The sequence below is a fragment of the Aliiglaciecola lipolytica genome (assembly GCF_018860635.1).
GTDB classification, from domain to species: domain Bacteria; phylum Pseudomonadota; class Gammaproteobacteria; order Enterobacterales; family Alteromonadaceae; genus Aliiglaciecola; species Aliiglaciecola lipolytica_A.
This window is the reverse complement of sequence record NZ_JAHKPT010000035.1, coordinates 551183-571007: the sequence shown is the minus strand read 5'-3', so window position 1 is coordinate 571007 and position 19825 is coordinate 551183. Positions and strand designations below refer to the sequence as shown.

19 protein-coding genes are annotated in these 19825 nt (G+C 40.3%); 4 read left to right on the top strand and 15 right to left on the bottom strand.

Going from position 1 to position 19825, the window contains the following annotated elements; all coding sequences use genetic code 11:
- Nucleotides 1–26 precede the first annotated feature (26 nt).
- Genes KO530_RS20485 through KO530_RS20470 form a run of 4 tightly spaced genes read right to left on the bottom strand, consistent with a single transcriptional unit; the run spans nt 27 to nt 3665 of the window.
- The gene (locus tag KO530_RS20485) at nt 27–590 is read right to left on the bottom strand and encodes an isochorismatase family protein (RefSeq protein WP_216050305.1); all 564 of its coding nucleotides are present in this window, start codon (nt 588–590) and stop codon (nt 27–29) included.
- Nucleotides 580–1884: an alpha-amylase family glycosyl hydrolase gene (locus KO530_RS20480; RefSeq protein ID WP_436792312.1), complete on the bottom strand. Its 1305-nt coding sequence runs from the start codon at nt 1882–1884 to the stop codon at nt 580–582. Before KO530_RS20480 ends, KO530_RS20485 begins: the two co-directional genes overlap by 11 nt.
- Before the next feature lie 26 nt (nt 1885–1910).
- Nucleotides 1911–2738 (bottom strand): formate dehydrogenase accessory sulfurtransferase FdhD, encoded by an 828-nt coding sequence (fdhD, locus tag KO530_RS20475; RefSeq protein ID WP_216050303.1) that lies wholly within the window; start codon nt 2736–2738, stop codon nt 1911–1913.
- Between the two features lie 42 nt (nt 2739–2780).
- Nucleotides 2781–3665 carry a sulfite exporter TauE/SafE family protein gene (locus KO530_RS20470; RefSeq protein WP_216050302.1) on the bottom strand — a complete coding sequence of 295 codons (885 nt, stop codon included), beginning with the start codon at nt 3663–3665 and terminating at the stop codon, nt 2781–2783.
- A gap of 52 nt (nt 3666–3717) precedes the next feature.
- Between KO530_RS20470 and KO530_RS20465 the strand changes: the two genes are divergently transcribed.
- The gene (locus KO530_RS20465) at nt 3718–4218 is read left to right on the top strand and encodes a DUF2244 domain-containing protein (RefSeq protein ID WP_289847931.1); all 501 of its coding nucleotides are present in this window, start codon (nt 3718–3720) and stop codon (nt 4216–4218) included.
- Between the two features lie 11 nt (nt 4219–4229).
- Here the strand turns inward: KO530_RS20465 and KO530_RS20460 are convergent, their stop codons facing one another.
- From KO530_RS20460 to seqA, 7 genes are all read right to left on the bottom strand, one after another.
- Nucleotides 4230–4553 carry a heavy metal-binding domain-containing protein gene (locus tag KO530_RS20460; protein WP_216050300.1) on the bottom strand — a complete coding sequence of 108 codons (324 nt, stop codon included), beginning with the start codon at nt 4551–4553 and terminating at the stop codon, nt 4230–4232.
- Nucleotides 4547–4972: an HIT domain-containing protein gene (locus KO530_RS20455; RefSeq protein ID WP_216050299.1), complete on the bottom strand. Its 426-nt coding sequence runs from the start codon at nt 4970–4972 to the stop codon at nt 4547–4549. The genes KO530_RS20460 and KO530_RS20455 overlap by 7 nt, the downstream gene beginning before the upstream one ends.
- A gap of 9 nt (nt 4973–4981) precedes the next feature.
- The gene (gene astE / locus KO530_RS20450) at nt 4982–6007 is read right to left on the bottom strand and encodes a succinylglutamate desuccinylase (RefSeq protein ID WP_216050298.1); all 1026 of its coding nucleotides are present in this window, start codon (nt 6005–6007) and stop codon (nt 4982–4984) included.
- Between the two features lie 69 nt (nt 6008–6076).
- On the bottom strand, nt 6077–7390 hold the full coding sequence (locus tag KO530_RS20445) for a putative bifunctional diguanylate cyclase/phosphodiesterase (protein ID WP_216050297.1): 1314 nt from the start codon (nt 7388–7390) through the stop codon (nt 6077–6079).
- A gap of 180 nt (nt 7391–7570) precedes the next feature.
- Nucleotides 7571–10063, bottom strand: a complete 2493-nt coding sequence (locus KO530_RS20440; RefSeq protein ID WP_216050296.1) for a glycogen/starch/alpha-glucan phosphorylase — start codon at nt 10061–10063, stop codon at nt 7571–7573.
- Nucleotides 10064–10258: 195 nt separating this feature from the next.
- Complete coding sequence (pgm, locus tag KO530_RS20435) at nt 10259–11911, bottom strand: phosphoglucomutase (alpha-D-glucose-1,6-bisphosphate-dependent) (protein ID WP_216050295.1); 1653 nt, start codon at nt 11909–11911, stop codon at nt 10259–10261.
- 29 nt (nt 11912–11940) lie between these two features.
- Nucleotides 11941–12537 carry a replication initiation negative regulator SeqA gene (gene seqA / locus KO530_RS20430; RefSeq protein ID WP_216050294.1) on the bottom strand — a complete coding sequence of 199 codons (597 nt, stop codon included), beginning with the start codon at nt 12535–12537 and terminating at the stop codon, nt 11941–11943.
- Between the two features lie 273 nt (nt 12538–12810).
- On the opposite strand from seqA, the gene KO530_RS20425 reads away from it, so the two are divergent.
- The 3 genes from KO530_RS20425 to KO530_RS20415 are packed head-to-tail and all read left to right on the top strand — an operon-like array spanning nt 12811 to nt 16722.
- Nucleotides 12811–13728 carry an AAA family ATPase gene (locus KO530_RS20425; protein ID WP_216050293.1) on the top strand — a complete coding sequence of 306 codons (918 nt, stop codon included), beginning with the start codon at nt 12811–12813 and terminating at the stop codon, nt 13726–13728.
- Nucleotide 13729: 1 nt separating this feature from the next.
- Nucleotides 13730–14698, top strand: a complete 969-nt coding sequence (locus KO530_RS20420) for a DUF58 domain-containing protein (protein ID WP_216050292.1) — start codon at nt 13730–13732, stop codon at nt 14696–14698.
- On the top strand, nt 14695–16722 hold the full coding sequence (locus KO530_RS20415; protein ID WP_252729380.1) for a transglutaminaseTgpA domain-containing protein: 2028 nt from the start codon (nt 14695–14697) through the stop codon (nt 16720–16722). Before KO530_RS20420 ends, KO530_RS20415 begins: the two co-directional genes overlap by 4 nt.
- Before the next feature lie 50 nt (nt 16723–16772).
- On the opposite strand, the gene rlmM is transcribed toward KO530_RS20415, so the two are convergent.
- Genes rlmM through KO530_RS20395 form a run of 4 tightly spaced genes read right to left on the bottom strand, consistent with a single transcriptional unit; the run spans nt 16773 to nt 19719 of the window.
- Nucleotides 16773–17837 carry a 23S rRNA (cytidine(2498)-2'-O)-methyltransferase RlmM gene (gene rlmM / locus KO530_RS20410; RefSeq protein ID WP_216050436.1) on the bottom strand — a complete coding sequence of 355 codons (1065 nt, stop codon included), beginning with the start codon at nt 17835–17837 and terminating at the stop codon, nt 16773–16775.
- Complete coding sequence (locus KO530_RS20405) at nt 17833–18204, bottom strand: DUF423 domain-containing protein (RefSeq protein WP_216050291.1); 372 nt, start codon at nt 18202–18204, stop codon at nt 17833–17835. The genes rlmM and KO530_RS20405 overlap by 5 nt, the downstream gene beginning before the upstream one ends.
- Nucleotides 18201–18818 carry an alpha/beta fold hydrolase gene (locus KO530_RS20400; RefSeq protein WP_216050290.1) on the bottom strand — a complete coding sequence of 206 codons (618 nt, stop codon included), beginning with the start codon at nt 18816–18818 and terminating at the stop codon, nt 18201–18203. Before KO530_RS20400 ends, KO530_RS20405 begins: the two co-directional genes overlap by 4 nt.
- Nucleotides 18802–19719 (bottom strand): transcriptional regulator GcvA, encoded by a 918-nt coding sequence (locus KO530_RS20395; protein ID WP_216050289.1) that lies wholly within the window; start codon nt 19717–19719, stop codon nt 18802–18804. Before KO530_RS20395 ends, KO530_RS20400 begins: the two co-directional genes overlap by 17 nt.
- Nucleotides 19720–19825 lie beyond the last annotated feature (106 nt).

Below are 19825 nucleotides of genomic sequence, written 5' to 3'. Positions count from 1 at the left end.
ATGCTATTAGGGGGCTTTATTTTTAATTAGTGGGCTTTAAGTAAATTACTGACACGTTTAAAATGTTCATGTTTGGCATCCTTCAACCACCCAAAAACCACCATTTCCACTGAAACCAAATTACAACCAGCTGCGATTAATTGCTGCTTGGCTAATTCCCGATCGGATTCATAACGAGAAGCAGTAGCGTCCCACGCAATGGAAACTGTATAGTTCGCCTTGAGAGCATCAATGGCAGTTTGATATAAACAAACGTGGGATTCAGCCCCTAAGAGCAACAAATTTGGCTTGTCACTTGATGATCGGATGTGATCAAGATGCGCGACTAAATCTTTTTGCCCAAAAGCAGAGAATGCGGTCTTGGTAAAGTTATGTTGTACATAAGGCTGCAACATTTCGTGGGTTTCACCTAAGCCTTTGGGATATTGCTCTACGCCCGTAATGGGAATTTGAAATATCTGAGCAGTTGCCAGTAAAGTAAGACTGCGACGCAACATCATTTGGTGATTACTCATTTGAGCAAACAATTTTTGTTGTATATCGACCATTAACACTTGCGTTGTTTCGGGTTTAATTTTTTCAATTGACATAAATTTGATATCCCCATGGTGCTATTGTCAGTTCGGAATCTTGCTTAAACACTAAACTTTTATTTTCGAAAAAAGAATCGTACTCACCTAAAAACAAACTTCCAGTGAAATTCACTTGCAGCGAGTGACTTGATAAATTTAATACGACAAAAATTTTACTATTTTTATCGGTCCGCACAAAACTGAATATTCTTTCTGGCTCAGAATTAGCGACGTGAATCATCCGCGCGCCCCACTGGGCATTATGTAGCGCGGAATGTGATTTTTTAAGTTGAATTAATCGTTGATATAAATCACCAATGTGATGTTCCTGCCAGTGAATCGGGTCTCTTTCAAAAAACGCTAAGCGTTTTGTTTCACCGGCTTCTTGTCCATTGTGAATAAGTGGCATACCTTCACCAATAACCGACAGCACAATAGCGGCTTCTAGGCCATCTTGAAATTGCTCTTGCTGAGTACCATCCCATGCATTCTTATCATGGTTACTGACAAACGTCATTCGATGTGCTTCAGCTGGATAGGATTTTTCGTTCCAAGAGTAGTATTTAAAAAGTTTACTAATAGGTAAACCATTGCACGTAATACCATGCATGATTTCATTCCAACTCCACGCATAGGTCATATCAAAGGCATTTTGATGTAGATCTTTGGATTCCCACTCAGCTAACATAAAGATCGGTTTAATGGTCTCTAAATCAGCCCTAACAGCTGCCCAGAAATCATTTGGAATAAAACCGGCCACATCACACCGAAATCCATCAATGTCAGCCACTTCAACCCAATAACGCATCGCTTTGGCTATATACTCACGTAATTCAATACTTTGATAATCAAAGTCAATGACATCATCCCAATCCCACCAAGGTGTTGGCGTAAAATCGCCCTTATAATCCCTAGCGTACCACTCTGGATGATCTTCAACTAGGTGATTATCCCAAGCAGAATGATTGCATACCCAATCTATAATAACCTTGAAACCAAATGAATGGGCGGTTTTGACAAAATCTTGAAATGCGCTCAAATCACCAAATTCTGGATTCACACCATAATAGTCTTGCACCGCATAAGGACTCCCTAGTGTGCCCTTACGATTTTTAACTCCAATAGGATGAATTGGCATAATCCACAAAATGTCGACACCTAAGGATTTTAAACGTGGGAAGTGTGATTGGGCTGCATTGAAAGTGCCCACAGAGGTGAATTGGCGGGTGTTAATTTGGTATATAATTGCGTCTTTAGCCCAGACTGGACTGACAATTTGCACATAGTTTTTAGGGGTATGATCCATTTTCAAAAAGTCCTTTTTGTTAGCTAAACTGTTTAAATTAACTGCCTTTCTCCATGATACAGATTAAATTGCGTCGCTTTGATAAATCCAATCAGTGCAATATCCAATTCTTTACATAAATCTACGGCCAAACTGGTCGGTGCGCCAACCGCAATAATCATACTAATACCAGCTCTAGCTGATTTTTGCACCATTTCGAAACTCACCCTACCGCTCAATAGCACCGCATATTGGCCAGGTAAAAGGGCTAAATGTTTACCAATTAACTTATCCAGCGCATTGTGCCTACCAATATCTTCACTGGTTCCTACAAGAGATCCCTTGTGATCCAGCAGCGCTGCTGCGTGAACACCGCCAGTCCTAAAAAAAACCGGTTGTTGTAATCTCAGATTATTCGGTAAATCACATATCGACTTTGCCGCTAATGAAACCCTATTTTGTTCATCGATAGGAGACAAATTTTCTAGCAGTTTGTCGATATTCTGTTGTCCGCAGACACCACAACTAGAAACGGACAATGGGTTCGCCTTATATTTCGATAATTCAACAGATACACCCGGTTTCAGAGTAATCAGGATCCGATTGCTATGATTTTCTTTTAATCTGTCTGTGCCAGTATGTTCAATACTGAATATATCGTTAAGGGAAACCAAATCAATAGAAAGCAACCAGCCTTTAACCAAATGGATGTCATCACCAGGAGTACGCATGGTGGAATGCAAATAAAGCTTTTCGGTTTGGTTCGGCGTTTTATAAAATTTCAACCAAATTTCCAAGGGTTGCTCACACGCAATCCAGTCGGCTTTATAGGTCGCTGAATTCTTATAACTCACTATATTGTATTGAATAGATTCTTGCATACCGCGCTTTTGTTAGAAAAATCTAGTTGCCAGAATCGAGCATCAGTAGGGTAATGCGCTGAAGCCAAGAAATAACACCCAACTGGCAAAAAAGATTTTTAAATTTGTTGCTGAAAAATATAACACCACTTGCTTAGCCAAGATACCACCGATAATCGCGCCAGCTCCAGCAAATAAAACCACAGGCCAGTAAACGTCAACGCTAAAAAAGCCATGATAGATGATGGCGCTCCACACTGAAAAAGCACTTAGAATAACGGCTACAGCGATGGAAAAAGTGATACTGAATTTACGAATGATTAAATAAATGGCGACTAACTCCCCCACTCCAATTGATAAGTAGGCTGTTATGATGCCTCCGATAAATGCGATTATCGTCAAGGCATAACAATCAAACCGTGCTAAGTCAGAGGAAAAGGACTGCTTTTTAAGCAAAGGAATACTCGCAAATAACGCGATCGCCAAACCAATAGAGAATACGCCAAAACCTGCATGTAATTGCTCAGCTTCGCCTATTCCACCTCGGGCAGCTTGAAATAGTTGTGCAAGCCAAATGCCCAATACAGAAAAAGGTACTGTTAGCTTGAGTATTTTGCTGATCTCGTGCCAATGCTTATCATCAATATGCTGTTTGCGATAAAATGCCCACCAAGTTATGGCGCCAGCTGTCATCCCACAACATTGAATGGCAAAACTGGTTGCCACTGTAGAATTGGAATCGAATCCCAATTGATTAAAAAATGGGACAAATATCACACCACCACCAGCGCCTGTTGCGTTGGCAAAAATAGCGCCCACCACACCTAAAATTGCAAAAGCGCTATACTCTGTTATTAACAACAGTGGTTCTGCTTGAAAAAGCAATACACCAAACCAGGTTACAAAAAGGAAACATCGGATTTGATTGGCAGTTATGACGTGCAACATAGCAGTATCTTAAAGGTGTTTGGCGACTCAGTGTATCGCGTTTCAAATTATTATGGTTAAGCATTTTACGCAAAACAATATCACAACGATCACGCTGAGCCCAAATCGTTCTGCTACTTGGGCTGAAGCCAAAATGATTGTATTTATTATGGCCCTATGTGTACTGCTAATCGCGTCGATTTGGACATTGTTAGGGATGTGGCTAATTTTACCTTTTGCCGGATTTGAGGTCGCTTTACTTGCCTTTTTAATGCATAAAGTGAATCGCCATTGTTACAGCAAACAAATCATTACCATCAACCCAAAAACCCTAATAATTGAATGTGGAATTCAATATCCCATTTTCAATTGGCAGTTTGAACGGCATAAAACACACTTGTCGGTCATCGAAGCTGAAAGCTCATTTGACCGACCACACATGATCTTAACCGATGAAAATATCAGCATTGAGTTGGGACAATTTTTAAATCAACAAGACTGCCTTATCGCGCGTAATTTGTTGAAGCACAATGGCGTTATGGAAGTCAGCAACAAATGGTGGAAGCGACAATAATTTAGTAAGGTTTAATCCACATACTTGACCGCAGTACCACAGATACTAACCATCAACATGCTTCCATTTTGGCCAATCACTTCATAATCAATATCAACGGCAATAACGGCATTCGCGCCCATCATCCTGGCTTCTTCGGTTAATTCCGTAAATGCAATTTTGCGGGCTTTGGTTAACTCTTGTTCGTACGAACCAGAACGCCCGCCTACAATGTCTCGTATCGAAGCAAAAATATCTTTGAGTATGTTCGCTCCCATAATGGCTTCTCCCACTACAACACCGTAGTAGTGCTCAATCTTTTTGCCATCTAAATTGTTTGTCGTCGTTACTAACATATTTTATCTCCCAATAATGTAGACATTTTTTCAATCAAACTGTTTGAATCACTCAGTTCATAATGTTTGGCAGCAGCCACACCCCACACAGGTTTGGGCCATGCGACATCATGTTGAAATCGAGCAATATGATGAATATGTAATTGGGAAACCATATTACCAAGGGCCGCGATATTCAATTTGTATGGTTGAAACAAGTGTTTAATCGATTCACTAAGAATTTTTGACTCGTACCATAACTGACTCTGTTGCGCTTCGTTCAAATCAATTATCTCGGTGACTTTATTCACGCGGGGCACCTGTATAAACCAGGGGTATTGATAGTCGTTTAACAATAAGATTTTACTCAGAGGTAAATTACATACTTCAAAGCAATCTTTGGCCAATTGCGGATCGAGTTGGAAATCAGCATTGTGCATGCTTTCTCCTTATAATTTTGTTGCGACTACTGTTAGCAGTGCCCGTTGTCCAATTGCCACATTTTCATTCGGAAAAACAATGGCTTCATTATCAAACTCACAGCGATATTCGGCACCCGTCTCAGAGGCTAACAAATGTCCCTTTTTAAAGTCAGTAAAATTGGGGGTATCGTTATCGAAGTGTAATTTAAAATCTGGTTGCTGCTTGTTTATCACCTGATTAACCCGATAAATATAGGTTTTTTGAGGTGGAAATGCAGGTATATTTAATTCTTTATTGACGATCAGAGCGGTCAAGGTTTCTCTCACTGCAGCAAATTTCGACATGTCATTTTCGCCAAAACGATGCACTTTACCCAACTCAACAGTAAACGCATGAGCACCAAATTGGTGGGAAGAGTAATAACTAAAAGTTGTTGTAGGACTTTCAGAAAGCAAAAATGTATTGACGCCACAAGCATACAAAAAAGCCAGTTGTTCAAGGCTATGTTGTTTTCCGTGTAAAAAGGGATAAACCGCAAATTTGTCGTTTTTAGAAGCACGAATGGCTGTATGTAAATCGTAATGTAAGCGCTCAGACGAGGCACTACCTTGGGTATAGAAATTCGCCACAACTTGCTCAAGCTCTTTGGCTCGTTGACGCTCCTGATTATTCTCGCCACTGGACGTTGTGTGAGCACCACTGAACAGGCGATTTAAATTTTCAACGACAAAACGTTTCTCGATATCCATTGAAGGTAAGTTAGCAAAAATCACCAAAAGCCGATGTTGTGGAGTTAGTTCTAAACGTAGGATTTGTGCAACTAAATCGTCGCATATTTCAATCGGAGCCGTTTCGTTGCCATGCACACCACAGGATAAAACTATGTCCTTTTTTGAAGTGCCTGATGGGGTAAACTGAATGATTCCAGGACTGCTAATATTGACTTTTACGCCATTGGCTAAAATGAATTCAACGGGATGCTTAAATAATTGAGGATCGAATCTGGAAAGCGCCAAAAATTGGCCTGATACGGTAAGTTTCTCAACTAACATAGAACCTCTTAACTGTTAAAATCATGAAAGTATAGCAAGTTGTCATTTAACTGGCAGCATAAGCCGTGCTTAAGCAGGTCTAGACAAAAATGTCTTTGACGTTCCAACAATCAAATCTGTGTAAAACAGCTGCACAAAATCGTCACGCTTAATGGCCTTAGAAAAAAGAAATCCTTGCCCACATTCAATGCCAATCTCTCGCAACATTTGCATTTGTTCTACACTTTCAATTCCTTCTGCCACTATGTCACATTTCAGTGCCCGACCAATCACTTGGGCAGCTTGAATAATCGCCAAATTCACCGGATTGTCTTCCAAGCTCATAACAAATGTTTTATCTATTTTTATCGCATCAATAGACAGATCGCGAATGTAGGCTAAATTCGAATAACCTTTACCAAAGTCATCCACCGATACTTTCATTCCCAAAGTTCGAGCTTCAGATAACTGACGTTTAACCATTAACGAATTAGACAGCGCCACATCTTCTGTTAACTCAAGTTCTAAACAGTTCAAATCAATATCATAAAGTTTCTGCAGTTCCCGTAATTTAGGAATGAATTTGAAGTCGTAAAGTTGAGTGGGCGACATATTTACCGACAGAACAATATCTATGCCCTGCTGTTTAAAGAAGACCGCACTTTGAAATGCTTTTTCCAACGTCCAGTTACCCAATTCGTTCATCATATTATAAGATTCAGCAGCTTCGATTAATGCACCGGGAAACAACACGCCGTCTAACGGGTGATTCCATCGTAATAAACACTCAGCACCAGTAATCTTTAGGGTTTGTAAATTCACTTTAGGTTGGAAATAAATTTCTAATTCATCATTTTGAAAAGCGCGTTTCAAATCGGCTTTTAACGCTAAAGAACGACCACTATGCATTCTTTGGCTCATACTAAGAATATGTAAATTCTCATATTTATTTTCTTTAGCCTGTTTTAACGCAGACTCTGCGGCAGCCAGTAATTTAATGGTATCTTGATTATCCGCTTCATTGGCTACAGCACCAACATTGAAGTCAGCGATAAAGGCGTGCCCATCAATGTTAATAGGCGTTTTAAAGTGTTCGACTAAATGATTGAAGTGGTAACGAAGTTGTCTGTCTCCATGACGTCCTGGAATGACAATACCAAAAATATCACCACTCATTCTGCCGAATAGGACTTCTCGTCCAAATAAATATTTGATGCGGTTAGCTATCGCCAACAAAATGATGTCGCCGACTTGATAACCAAGGGAACTACTAACGTCTGAAAAGCGTACGACATCGATTAACATTAAGGATAATTTGTTATCGAGTTTAACCGCTTCATCTATGCGATCTAAAAATGCATATCGATTCGGGATAGTTGCTAACGTTTGGTGAGCTTGACCCATTCTAATTTTTCTTATTTAGGCGCACTGCTAGGCAATTACTAAGATTCTATACGTATCTGAGGGCAAAAGAAAAGGCTCAATTGAAAAATTGAGCCTTTTAATAACGTATCAGCGGTTTTGAAATCTAAACTGTAACCATATGAGTGCTAGGTTAGCAGCAACTATCTAAGTCTATTAGGTTCAAAATGATTGCTCTACTTCACATGCATCTAACTTCCAGATTCGATCTACGTAATCTTGAACCGAGCGGTCGGAAGTAAATTTACCCATTCTGGCACAATTTAAAATTGCCATGCGAGCCCAATCTTTACTGTCTCGATAGGCTATATCCACTTTATTTTGAGCTTGCGAATATGCCTCGAAATCTGCTAACACTAAATATGGATCACCACCATCAAGCAAACTATGCTTCAATGAGGATAAAGCACCAGGCTTTCCAGGCGTGAAATAGTCGGTTTCTAACCAATCTAAAATGGCCTTGAGTTCCGCATTTTGGTAGTAGTAATCATATGGGTTATAACCTTTGGCGTGTAATTTATCGACTTCCTCAACCGTTAACCCAAAAATGAAGATGTTTTCGTCGCCCACTTCCTCAGCAATCTCTATATTGGCACCATCCATCGTACCTATAGTCAAAGCACCATTTAGCGATAGCTTCATATTTCCGGTACCCGATGCTTCTTTTCCGGCTGTCGAAATTTGCTCGGAAACATCAGCAGCAGGGATCATTTTTTCAGCCAAGCTGACTCGATAGTTGGGTAAAAACACCACTTTTAATTTTTTGTTTACCCGCTCGTCATAATTAATTCGTTCTGCAACCATATTAATCGCGTAAATAATGTCTTTGGCTAATTTATAACCTGGCGCAGCTTTCGCTCCAAAAAGAAAGACTCTAGGCTGCATGTCATAGGCTGGGTTTTCTAATAATCTGCGATACAGAGCCATAATATGCAGCAAGTTTAGATGCTGGCGCTTATATTCATGTAAACGTTTAATCTGCACATCAAATATGGCCTTAGGATCGATGTCGATCCCAGTTAATTTTTTCACCTCACTGGCAAGTGCGATTTTATTGTTAAGCTTAATTTTCATAAAGTGTTTTTGAAACTTTGCCTCAGTTGCAAATTTTTCTAAGTCTTTTAATTTTTCTAAGTTTAACGGCCAATCAGTACCAATCTTCTTATCAATTAATGCTGACAGTTCTGGATTACATGCTTTTAGCCAACGACGAGGTGTTATGCCATTAGTTACATTGGTGAGTTTATCTGGCCACATTTGGTCAAATTCTGGAAAAAGATTCTGTTTAACTAACTTGGAATGGATTTCAGCCACACCATTAACAGCAAATGAGCCAATCACGGATAGATTGCCCATGCGTACCATTTTATTGTTGCCTTCTTCAATAATTGACAGCTTTTGCTTAATTTTATTATCGCCAGGCCATTTTTTTTCTACTTCAGCTAAAAAGCGGGAGTTAATTTCGTAAATAATTTCTAAATGACGAGGCAGTATTTTTTCAATCATTCTGGCCGGCCACTTTTCTAATGCCTCTGGCAGCAAAGTATGATTAGTATAAGCAAAGGTTTTATGGCAAATCGCCCAAGCGTCATCCCAATCGAGTTCTGCTCGGTCAACCAAGATACGCATCAATTCAGGGATAGCGATAGCTGGATGGGTATCATTCAGTTGAATCACGACCTGTTGCGAGAAACGGCTCCAATCATCACCATGGGCACGTTTGTAGCGTCGTATAATGTCTTTTAGTGAACAAGCGCAGAAAAAGTATTGCTGAATTAGACGAAGTTCTTTACCCGCTTCGGTTTCGTCATTTGGATATAGTACTTTAGAAATGGTTTCAGCTTGCACATTTTCTGATTGGGCATCAACATAACCACCCGCATTGAAAACATCCCAATTGAAATAATTTGACGCTTGGCTTTGCCACAAACGCAGGACGTTTACCGTTTTACCGCCAAAACCGACGACTGGAATATCCCATGGAATACCTTTGACAATAGAACCAGGATGCCATTCTTTTAATATGCGACCGTTTTCACCATATTTGGTTTCCACATAACCAAATAGTGGTACTTCTTGAATTGATTCAGGACGGCATATTTCCCAAGGATTACCATAGTCACGCCAACTATCGGGACGTTCTATTTGCGCACCATTTTTAATTTCTTGACGGAATAAACCATTTTCGTAATGGATTCCGTAACCTACTGCGGGCAAGTCCATTGTCGCTAATGAATCGATAAAACAAGCAGCTAAACGTCCCAACCCACCGTTACCTAGTGCCATGTCTGGTTCTTCTTCCATCACATCGGTAAGACTGACCCCCAACTCTTGCAAGGCTTGTTGTGTCACTTCAAATAAACCCAAATTATGCAGGTTATTGGACATTAAACGGCCCATTAAAAACTCAGCGGAAAAATAGTGAACGGCTCGGGTATCGTTTAGGTAGTGGGATTTCTGGGTGCGGCGTAAACGCTCAAGGACTTGTTCTTGCACGGCTGCACATGCCGCTTTCCACCAAGCGTGGTTGTTGGCTTTATTTTCGTCTGTACCTAAAGAACAATGAAGGTGACGAACAATTGCTTCTTTGATATCACTCTTGTCTAATTTTGCAGGCTCACTTAGAGCCTTACTTTTAAGATTAACTTTTGGCATGACAGGAATTCCCACTTTTGCGACTTTCTATTCAATTCGAAACTGTAATAAAATTACAGTTTTCAGTATGAACGTAGTTTTAGCAGGAATTCCAAATCAATTCTATTAAATAAATGTTAATTTTTAGACTATTTTCGTAAATATTCTACAAAACACGAGTTATTTAACTAAAATAGAACCGCAAACAAACATTAATTAAACATTTTTGGATTTAAACACACCATCCACTAGGTTTTGAGCTTCATTTAAAAGACTATCTAAGTGTGTTTCGCCATTAAAACTCTCTGCATAGATCTTGTAAACGTTTTCTGTACCAGACGGACGTGCAGCAAACCAACCATTTTCGGTACTCACTTTCACGCCACCAATAGCGGCATTGTTACCTGGCGCATGAGTTTGGATATTGTTAATTTTCTCACCCGCTAATTCTGTAGAGGTAATTACCGACTTATCCATCTTACTCAATACTTGTTTTTGTTCATGACTGGCTGCAACATCAATACGTTTATAACTTGGCGAGCCAAACTGTTCTGTCAGTTTCTGATAATGTTCGCCTGGATCGATGCCGGTAACCGCCATGATCTCAGCCGCTAATAAACATAAAATAATGCCGTCTTTATCTGTAGCCCAAGGCTGACCATTCCTGCGTAAGAAAATTCCACCAGCACTTTCCTCTCCAGCAAAACCGAATTCGCTGTTTAACATACCTTGTACAAACCACTTAAAACCAACTGGCATTTCCGCTAATTCACGTCCCAGAGATTTAGCGACACGGTCAATCATGCTGCTGGAAACAAGGGTTTTACCAATTTTCAAATTGCTAGGCCAGTCGCTGCGATGCTGGTATAGGTAATTGATGGCTACAGCAAGGTAATGATTAGGGTTCATCAAACCTGCGGTCTTAGTGACTATTCCATGACGGTCGAAATCAGGATCATTACCAAAGGCGACATCAAAATCTTGACGGAGCTCAATGAGTCCAGCCATGGCGTAAGGCGATGAACAATCCATACGAATTTTGCCATCTTTATCGCGGTGCATAAATCCAAATTGTTGATCAACTTTGTTATTAACCACTTTGATATTTAGATTGTAACGGTCGGCGATGATGTCCCAATAGCCTAAACCAGCTCCACCCAAAGGATCTGTTCCAAGACTTAAACCAGCTTCAGATATTGTTTTGAGATCAACGACTTGATCAAGTTCGCTAATATATTGTGCGGATAAATCAACCTCTTGAACAAACCCTGATTTCATTGCTGCATCAAAGTCCATGCGCTTAATTTCTTTGCATCCTGCGGCAATAATGCGATTCGCTCTATCTTGGATCCAATTTGTGGCATCTCCGTCTGCGGGACCACCGTGAGTGGGATTATATTTAAATCCACCATCCTCGGGAGGATTGTGCGAAGGTGTAATCACCACCCCATCTGCCAAGCCGGATTGCTTACCGCGATTGTAGTTAAGAATAGCGTGAGAAACGACCGGTGTAGGGGTATAGCCTCGCTTTTCTTGCACTATCATGTTGACCTGATTTGCGGCTAAAACTTCCACAGCAGTAATAAAAGCAGGCTCTGATAAAGCATGGGTATCCATACCAATGTACATAGGACCACTAGTATTTTGAATACTTCTATATTCCGCCAATGCTTGGCATATAGCCGCAATGTGGACATCCGTAAACGTATTTAAAAAAGCACTACCACGATGACCAGAAGTCCCAAACGCCACAGCTTGTGTAGGATCGTCTAGATTCGGTTTATTGGAATAATAAGCGCTGACTAAGCGCGCTACATTGACTAGTTGTTCTGGAGCTGCCGGCTGTCCTGCCTGTGGATGAATTGCCATAATAATCCTAGTAGTGAGTTTGAGTGAGTTTAGGCTTTAAATATTTTACCTAAGCGTTCTACATTACTTTTAGAATACCCTAAGATAGCAGCGGTATTGGTTAGCATAGTACATTTTTTCTCTGTATTGTTATTTGTGACTACCCAATACTCTGAACCGGGTATTTGTTTTGGGTTAGTACTGCTGCCCGTTTTTAATAATACATTTTTGTCAGTCGCAAAATAGAGTCGACCTTTACCTTTGATTTCCAAAACCGCATTAAAACGATCCGGATGGGTTTGATGTAAAGCGCCCAACATCTTTAAAAAACGTTCTACCTTGCTCATGGGTTGATCAAAAGTCTCTTGGTTCAATAAATCGAACAACGACGTTGCATCAACCACCTCATCAGTGTTTTTTTGCTCTTTTGCTTGCACGTCACGAACTTTTTTAATTTTATTTATATCTTTGACTTCTTTATTTACTTCTGCTGGCTTGGATACATCAACTCTAGGACTTTCCCCTGCTTTTAAGCCTAATTCATCTATCAAAATTCGGCGCAAGATATCTGAAGCACTTTCACCGATATGCTTCGTTTGAGAGGCAATAAATCCATATAATTCGTCGTCGATAGTAATCGTTTTCATATTTCTAATAACTGCTATTTAAAAGTGCCACTATTATAAGACTAATGACATTTTTATTTCAGTAAAAAATTCACTTCTCTGTTCTAATTGGCTGACTTTCCTGCCGTTTATTGTGATTAAGTTGGCTTCTTGACACGCTGACATAAAAAAGTGAATAAGATCTATACGTGAGTATTAACCCTGACAGTTACACGACTCTCAGCATGGTCTAGAATTAAATAGAGTAACTGTTTCTTTTCAAATACTAAAATAAAAAACAAGGTATTGCCAACTATGCACCCACAATTGCAAAATGCGATAAGTCAGGTTTCAGAACAAGTCATTGGCAAGCACCAACAGATTAAATTAGCGTTTACCTGTTTATTGGCTAATGGTCATTTGTTGATAGAAGATTTACCCGGAATGGGCAAAACTACCCTATCCCATGCACTTGCGGCAGTATTGGGGTTGGATTTTTCCCGCATTCAATTTACTTCTGATTTATTGCCTGCGGATATGCTGGGTTTAAACATTTTTGATAGCACCAAACAATCCTTTCAATTTCATCCAGGACCGATTTTCAATCAATTGATTTTAGCTGATGAGATTAATCGCGCTAGTCCCAAGACCCAAAGCGCTTTGTTAGAAGCCATGGAAGAAAAACAAGTTAGTCTAGACGGTGAAACACGAGCTTTACCTACCCCATTTTTTGTTATTGGGACACAAAACCCAATGCATCAATCAGGGACCTACCCTTTACCTGAATCTCAATTGGATCGTTTTTTAATGCGTATTCAATTAGGTTACCCAGATTGGCAAGCTGAAAAGAAAATGCTTTTGGAGCAAGATTTCGGGACTAAAAAATCCCAACAAGCCTGCTTAACTGTTGCCGAATTTACACAAATGCAAGAGCAAATAAATAAGGTCAATGTATCTGATGCCATATTGGATTACATTCTAAAATTAGTAACCCATAGCCGTGAAAACGAAGGTTTCCCTAATCCCTTGTCCCCACGAGCAAGTAAGGCACTGATGCAAGCGTCCAAAGCCTGGGCATTTTTGCACGGCAGAGATTACGTCATACCTGAAGATACCCAAGCGGTGTTACCGTCGGTAGCAGAACATCGAATGCGCGCAGCTTTGTCCGACTTTAATGGGCAAACGAGTTTGAGTGATCGGCTACTAGAAGCCATTGACCCGTTGGCAGCCTAATATGTTTGGTTGGCAATCAACTGCACTGAGATGGTTAGATAGGCGCATTCCTGAAGCCAATAACTATAAATTGAACTACCGTAGTATTTTCATTTTTCCATCGCGTTTCGGAGGATTGTTTATCCTGTTATGTGTGGGTTTATTTATTTTAGGAACCAATTATCAAAATAACTTAATGATAATGTTATGTTATTTTTTAGTCTCATTATTCCTTCTGAATTTATTTATCGCATATCTAAATTTTGCCAAGTTGGAAATTCAATTGGGTAAAATTCAACATGGGTTTGCAGGGGAAAAGCTACAAATACCAATCTGGTTTAACAATAATAAACAAGTTTCCCACGGAATCCTTAAACTGAATTTTTGGAAGGTGAAAAATAATATTAATGTGGACTTGGACAATTTTTCGAATCCTATTTACCTTCCTTTGGATTGCCCACAAAGAGGTAGATTGAAATTACCCCGAGTCACACTAACCAGTACTTTTCCTCTGGGATTAATCAGTTGTTGGACTCACCTAGCTTTTTCATCTGATATTGTGGTTTACCCCAAACCTTTGGCTAGCAAAGTTCGGCTAATTGATAAACAAGACTCAGTGCACCTCAACCAAGCAGATTCGTCGCTCAAAGGTCACGATGATTTTGATAGCCTAGCGCCATACAAACAAGGTGAGCCCCTTTATCATGTGGCGTGGAAACAAGTCGCCAAAGGCCAAGGCATGATCTCCAAACAGTTTTCCAATCAATCAGGTGCAACAGGCTGGTTAATATTGGCATCGCTAAATTCCCATGATTTAGAACACAAACTCAGCGAGCTGAGCTTTCAAGTTATTGAATTAACTAGAAACAATAGTGTATTTGGTTTGGACTTGGGTAACCTTAAAATTGCGCCTAGTAGTGGAATAGAACATCAATATGCCTGTTTAAAGGCGCTCGCTTTGCACACGCCTTATTTGGAAGGCGTTAAATGATGATCTCTTCTGCTAAAAATCATGCTCATATCATACTGACTATGGTATTTCTGTGTATTAGTTTGAGTTTACTTGAGCCAGTAATGGGCTGGATTCTCATTTTAGTGGTGTGCGCTGTAGTGATGCGCAGCGCACTGTACTTAGAGTTACACAAGCATGCTCCATCTGTACGTACACTCAACCTCTTAGCACTGTTAAGTGCAATTGTACTGGCCTATTTTAGTTTCCAGCTAGGGGTACTTCTAGGCATGATAAACCTGTTAGTTTTAGCCTGCTCATTAAAGTTAATGCAGTTACGCAGTATGAAAGATTATTATCAATTAATAACCTGCTGTGGCTTCCTGATTGGTTGCGGTTTTATATTCCAAAATAGCATAGGTTTTAGCATTTTTTATTTGTTCCTAACATTGCTGCTTTTGCTTTCTCTAGCCTGCAATATCAGTCCTAGCCTCGGCTTTGACACTAATTTAAAAAGAATCGCGATTATGGCAGGGCAGGCTTTACCTATCACCGCCTTATTGTTTATTGTACTGCCCAAAATAGGACCATTGTGGCAAATGCCCACGGCCAAATCGCATCAAACCGGATTAGCAGAACAGGTCACTCCTGGAGATATTGCGCAGTTGTCTCAAAGTGCAGAATTAGCATTTAGAGTAACATTCAAAGGCGCCATCCCTGTCCCTCAAGAACGCTATTGGCGGGCTCTGGTTATGGAAGAGTTCGACGGTAAAACTTGGCGAGTATCTGCAGAACGAAAAGCGATTCAGCGCCAGTACAAACGGTTTAATAAAGAATTCACTCCCACACTTACTGGAAAATTCTATAGCTATGAGGTTATTGCTGAGCCAACCCATCAAAACTGGTTATATAGTATTGATGTTGGCGTTCCAGAAGGTCCCAAGAGTGCAAACCAGATTTGGCAAAGCCACGAATATCAATTAACAAGTCACACGCCGCTGGTAAGTAACTTTCAATATACATTGCGATCGTATCCCGAGACACCTCTTAACCAAGCTATCTATAGTGTAGACAGGCGGATTAATTTGCAACTGCCGGACACAGGAAATCCCAAAACTCAAATTTGGGTTAATAACCTGCGATCGCAATATCCCGATGATCAGGAATTCATACGCCAAGTATTGGCATATTTTGCTGAGCAACCTTTTGAATACACCTTACAGCCTCCGTTAATGCAAACAGATACTGTAGATACGTTTCTATTTGCACAACAGCAAGGGTTTTGTTCCCACTATGCTTCTGCTATGGCGTATATTCTGCGACTTGCAGGGATTCCAACTCGCTTAGTGACAGGTTATCAAGGCGGCGAAATGCGTGAGCAAAATTACATGAGTGTGTATCAATATGATGCCCATGCATGGATTGAGGCATGGCATTCAGATTTGGGGTGGCAGCGCTATGATCCAACTGCAGTGGTAGCTCCTGATAGAGTAGAGTATGGGTTAAGATCAGCAATAGAAGAAGCAGCAGAATTGATTGACTCCCCATTCTCACTTAGTCGCTATAGCGCAATAGCTTGGTTAAATGAGTTTAGGCTTTTACTAAAAGATATTGATTTCGTATGGACCAAGTGGGTGTTAGGTTTCGATAAAAACTCCCAAAAAGACTTAATTAAATCATTAATTGGCGAGTTGACCCCAAAAAAGTTAGCCCTATTTGGACTCAGTGTGATCGGCTTGATCGTGCTTTTATTGGCATTTTTCTTTCTGCCATCGTTACATCGCAAAAAACCTGATCATATTACCCTGTACTATCAAAAATCAGAAAAGCTCTTGAACAAGCTTAAAATCTACCGGGCAAAATCCCAAGGGCCACTAGACTTTGCCAATAGTGTAAAAAACAAGCTTCCCAATTCACTACACCAACCTTTTAGCAATGTGACGCATATTTATATGTGCCATCATTATCAGCAAAACACCAATGCTCAAAAATCGAGTAATAGAACACGAATAAAACAACAGTGGCAAGCCTTAAAAAAAGCAATTAATCGACAGCTTAAAAACTAATCATTAAATAAAAGCGGATAAGCCTAAGCTGAAAGTCGCGCTTTAAAACGCTAGAGGGTTTTAATATGAACGGTCACTTCTTCTCGGTCGTGATAAAGGTGTTTCGCTTGCCATTCATATTTAATCGCATGTTTGTCCATCATTTCATGCACAAGTTGCTTCGCTTGGGTAACCGATTCGTACCTTTGTTTCATGGGCAACTTTAAATTAAAAATAGCTTCTTTACACCATCCCTTAATTAGCCAGTTAGCCATAAGTTTCGCCACGCGCTGGGGTTGCTCAATCATATCGCAAACTAGCCAATGAACATTCTTTTTACGGGGTTCGTATTTAAAGCCATCTTCAGGAAAGTAGCTAACCTGCCCTGTTTCCATCAAAGCTGCATCCATAGCGCCATTGTCAACCGCTTGCACAAAAAGCCCTCGCTGCACCAATTGATATGTCCAGCCACCTGGACATGCCCCTAAATCTACGGCGTGCATACCTGGTTCAAAACGGATTTGCATCTCAGCTTTGGGGATAAAAACCTGAATGGCCTCATCTAATTTAAGGGTTGAACGACTGGGTGCAGATGAAGGTGAACGCAAACGTAAAATGCCTAGCGGCAACGGACTGTGCTTTTTAGGATTAGAGAATCCAAGAATCACTTCAACACCAGTGACAAAAAATACAAATAAACAAGGTTTGTTAGTTTGTTCTTTTGCTGTCAGTAAGTTGTTTTTACGTAAACTTTGTCGTAATGGTACCGCTAACTTTCGACATAACTTAGATAGTTCGCGACCATCCGTAGTGTCTGCATGTTCAACCCGCAGTTCACCAAATAAACTTTGGTCTTGCAAATTTTCTAAGATGGGAGAGATACGATCTGCAGTATCAGTGAGAGAAATAGGTTCTGTGCACGCAAACATTTGACGAGCAAAGACCAAATCTTTTACGGCCAGTTGTTGAATAACTTTTTCTGGATCTCCATCTTGATGACAGATAAATCGGACAAAACCCGATTTTTTGGAAAACAGTGGATAACCAAATACACCTAGCTTACTCAACTGTTCTTGCAGTTCAGTGCACAGATCAGCCTCAAAGCCTGCTCGGCAATATAATAGTAGAGAATTAATTCTCATATTCGTAAGCTGCCACTAATAAACATACCCAACCGGCTATAAAACATAATCCACCCAATGGTGTAATTGGACCAACCCACTTTAAGTTAGTCAATGCTAACGTATATAAGCTGCCACTAAAAAAAATAATCCCAAAAGCAAACGAACGTGCTCCCCAAATTAACCACTCATTTTTCCAAAAACTGTAAAAAACTAAAAATGCCAACATAGCAAGACTATGGGTCATTTGGTATTGCACAGCAGTGTGAAAGTAGCCTAACGAATTCTCAGTTAACAAGGTCTTTAATGCATGCGCCCCGAAAGCCCCGAGCAATACTGATAGCGCTGCACTACTAGCAGCGAACATTAATAAAAACTTCATATTTGTCCCTTCATAAATTTTATCATTCTATCGGCTGCAGAATTAATATGTTCAACGGCTGTAATTCCACTCGATTTAAGCGGTACAAAACTATGGTCTGCCGCTGCTAAGAATTGAACGTCTATATTTTTAGGGAGTGGATATGACTCCACTCTACTGCGATTCCCGAATGTATCCCGCTCCCCCTGAATAATCAGTATAGGTGCGTTTGATAAATATAGATGTTCAGTGCGTTCCTTTTCAGGTTTACCTGGTGGGTGAAAAGGGTAACCTAAACAAATAACACCTTTAACTCGAGCAAGTGACTCAAGCATCGAGGCCATTCTTCCCCCCATGGATTTACCACCAATAAATAATGGTAGCTCTGTATCGGCACTATTTATCATCTCTATAAAATCTTGCAGCAAAATATTAGCTCTATCAGGGGGCTGGCGTTTATTTTTTTCCGCTGCTCGAAGCATGTATGGGAAGTCAAAGCGTACAACCTCTACTCCACCTTGACAGAGTAATTCGGCAACCTGTTGCATAAACTCACTATGTTTATTCGCGCCAGCTCCATGGGCAAAAATAAACCGAGCAAACGGCTTTTCAGGACGATCAATTAAGCACTTCATCTTGCTCCCCATCTTGCTCTTCTTTAACCTGTTCTAACAACCAATGCCGAAAAGTCGCAATTTTACCTAACTCGGCTTGAGATTCATGACAAACAAGATAATAACTACTTTTACTCACTAAACGCTCTTCAAATGGACAGACTAATCGTCCAGAAGCTAATTCAGGTCGTGCTAACACACTATTTGCAAGCGCAATTCCTTGCCCAAGTGCCGCGGCTTGAAGAACCATCATAGTGTGACTAAAAATGGGCCCCTGCTCGACTTTGACGCCGCTAACATGAAATTGTCTAATGAACGTTTTCCAACTTTCGCGGGTACTGTCATGTAACAAACGATGGTATTTAAGATCATCGAGACTATCTAAAGGCTTAGTACCGTTAAATAGCATTGGCGAGCAAACAGGTGTCAAATACTCAGTATGAAGTTTGTCTACTTTTAGCCCTGACCATTTGCCTCGCCCATAATAGATTGCCACATCAACATCGTCCTCTAAGAAACCATCATCAAAATCTATGGCTTTGATTCGCACATCTATATCAGGGTATTGCTGGCTAAATTGGTTCACCCGAGGCACTAACCATTGGATGGCGAAGCTTGGAGGCATGGCCACAGTTAAAGCACCTTTAGCGCCTGCCGCGAGAAGCCTCTCAGTAGCTGAGTGTAGTGATTCGAACAGTTCTTTTAATTCAAGGTAATAGCTTTGTCCCTGCTCTGTAAGTAACAAAGAACGATTCTTACGTAAAAATAATTTGATCGAAAGATACTCTTCCAAACTTTTAATTTGATGGCTAACTGCGGCTTGCGTTACGTAAAGCTCATCTGCCGCTTTCGTAAAACTTAAATGCCTTGCAGCAGCTTCAAATGCTCTAAGGGCATTCAATGGGGGCAATCGGCGATTCATGACAAATCTTATTTTTAGTGAATTGTGTTAAGGATAAACTAGAAACGCTTTTTAATCATTAGTTTTTCTAATGATTATCCATACTAAATGTCATTTTCAAGGTTTC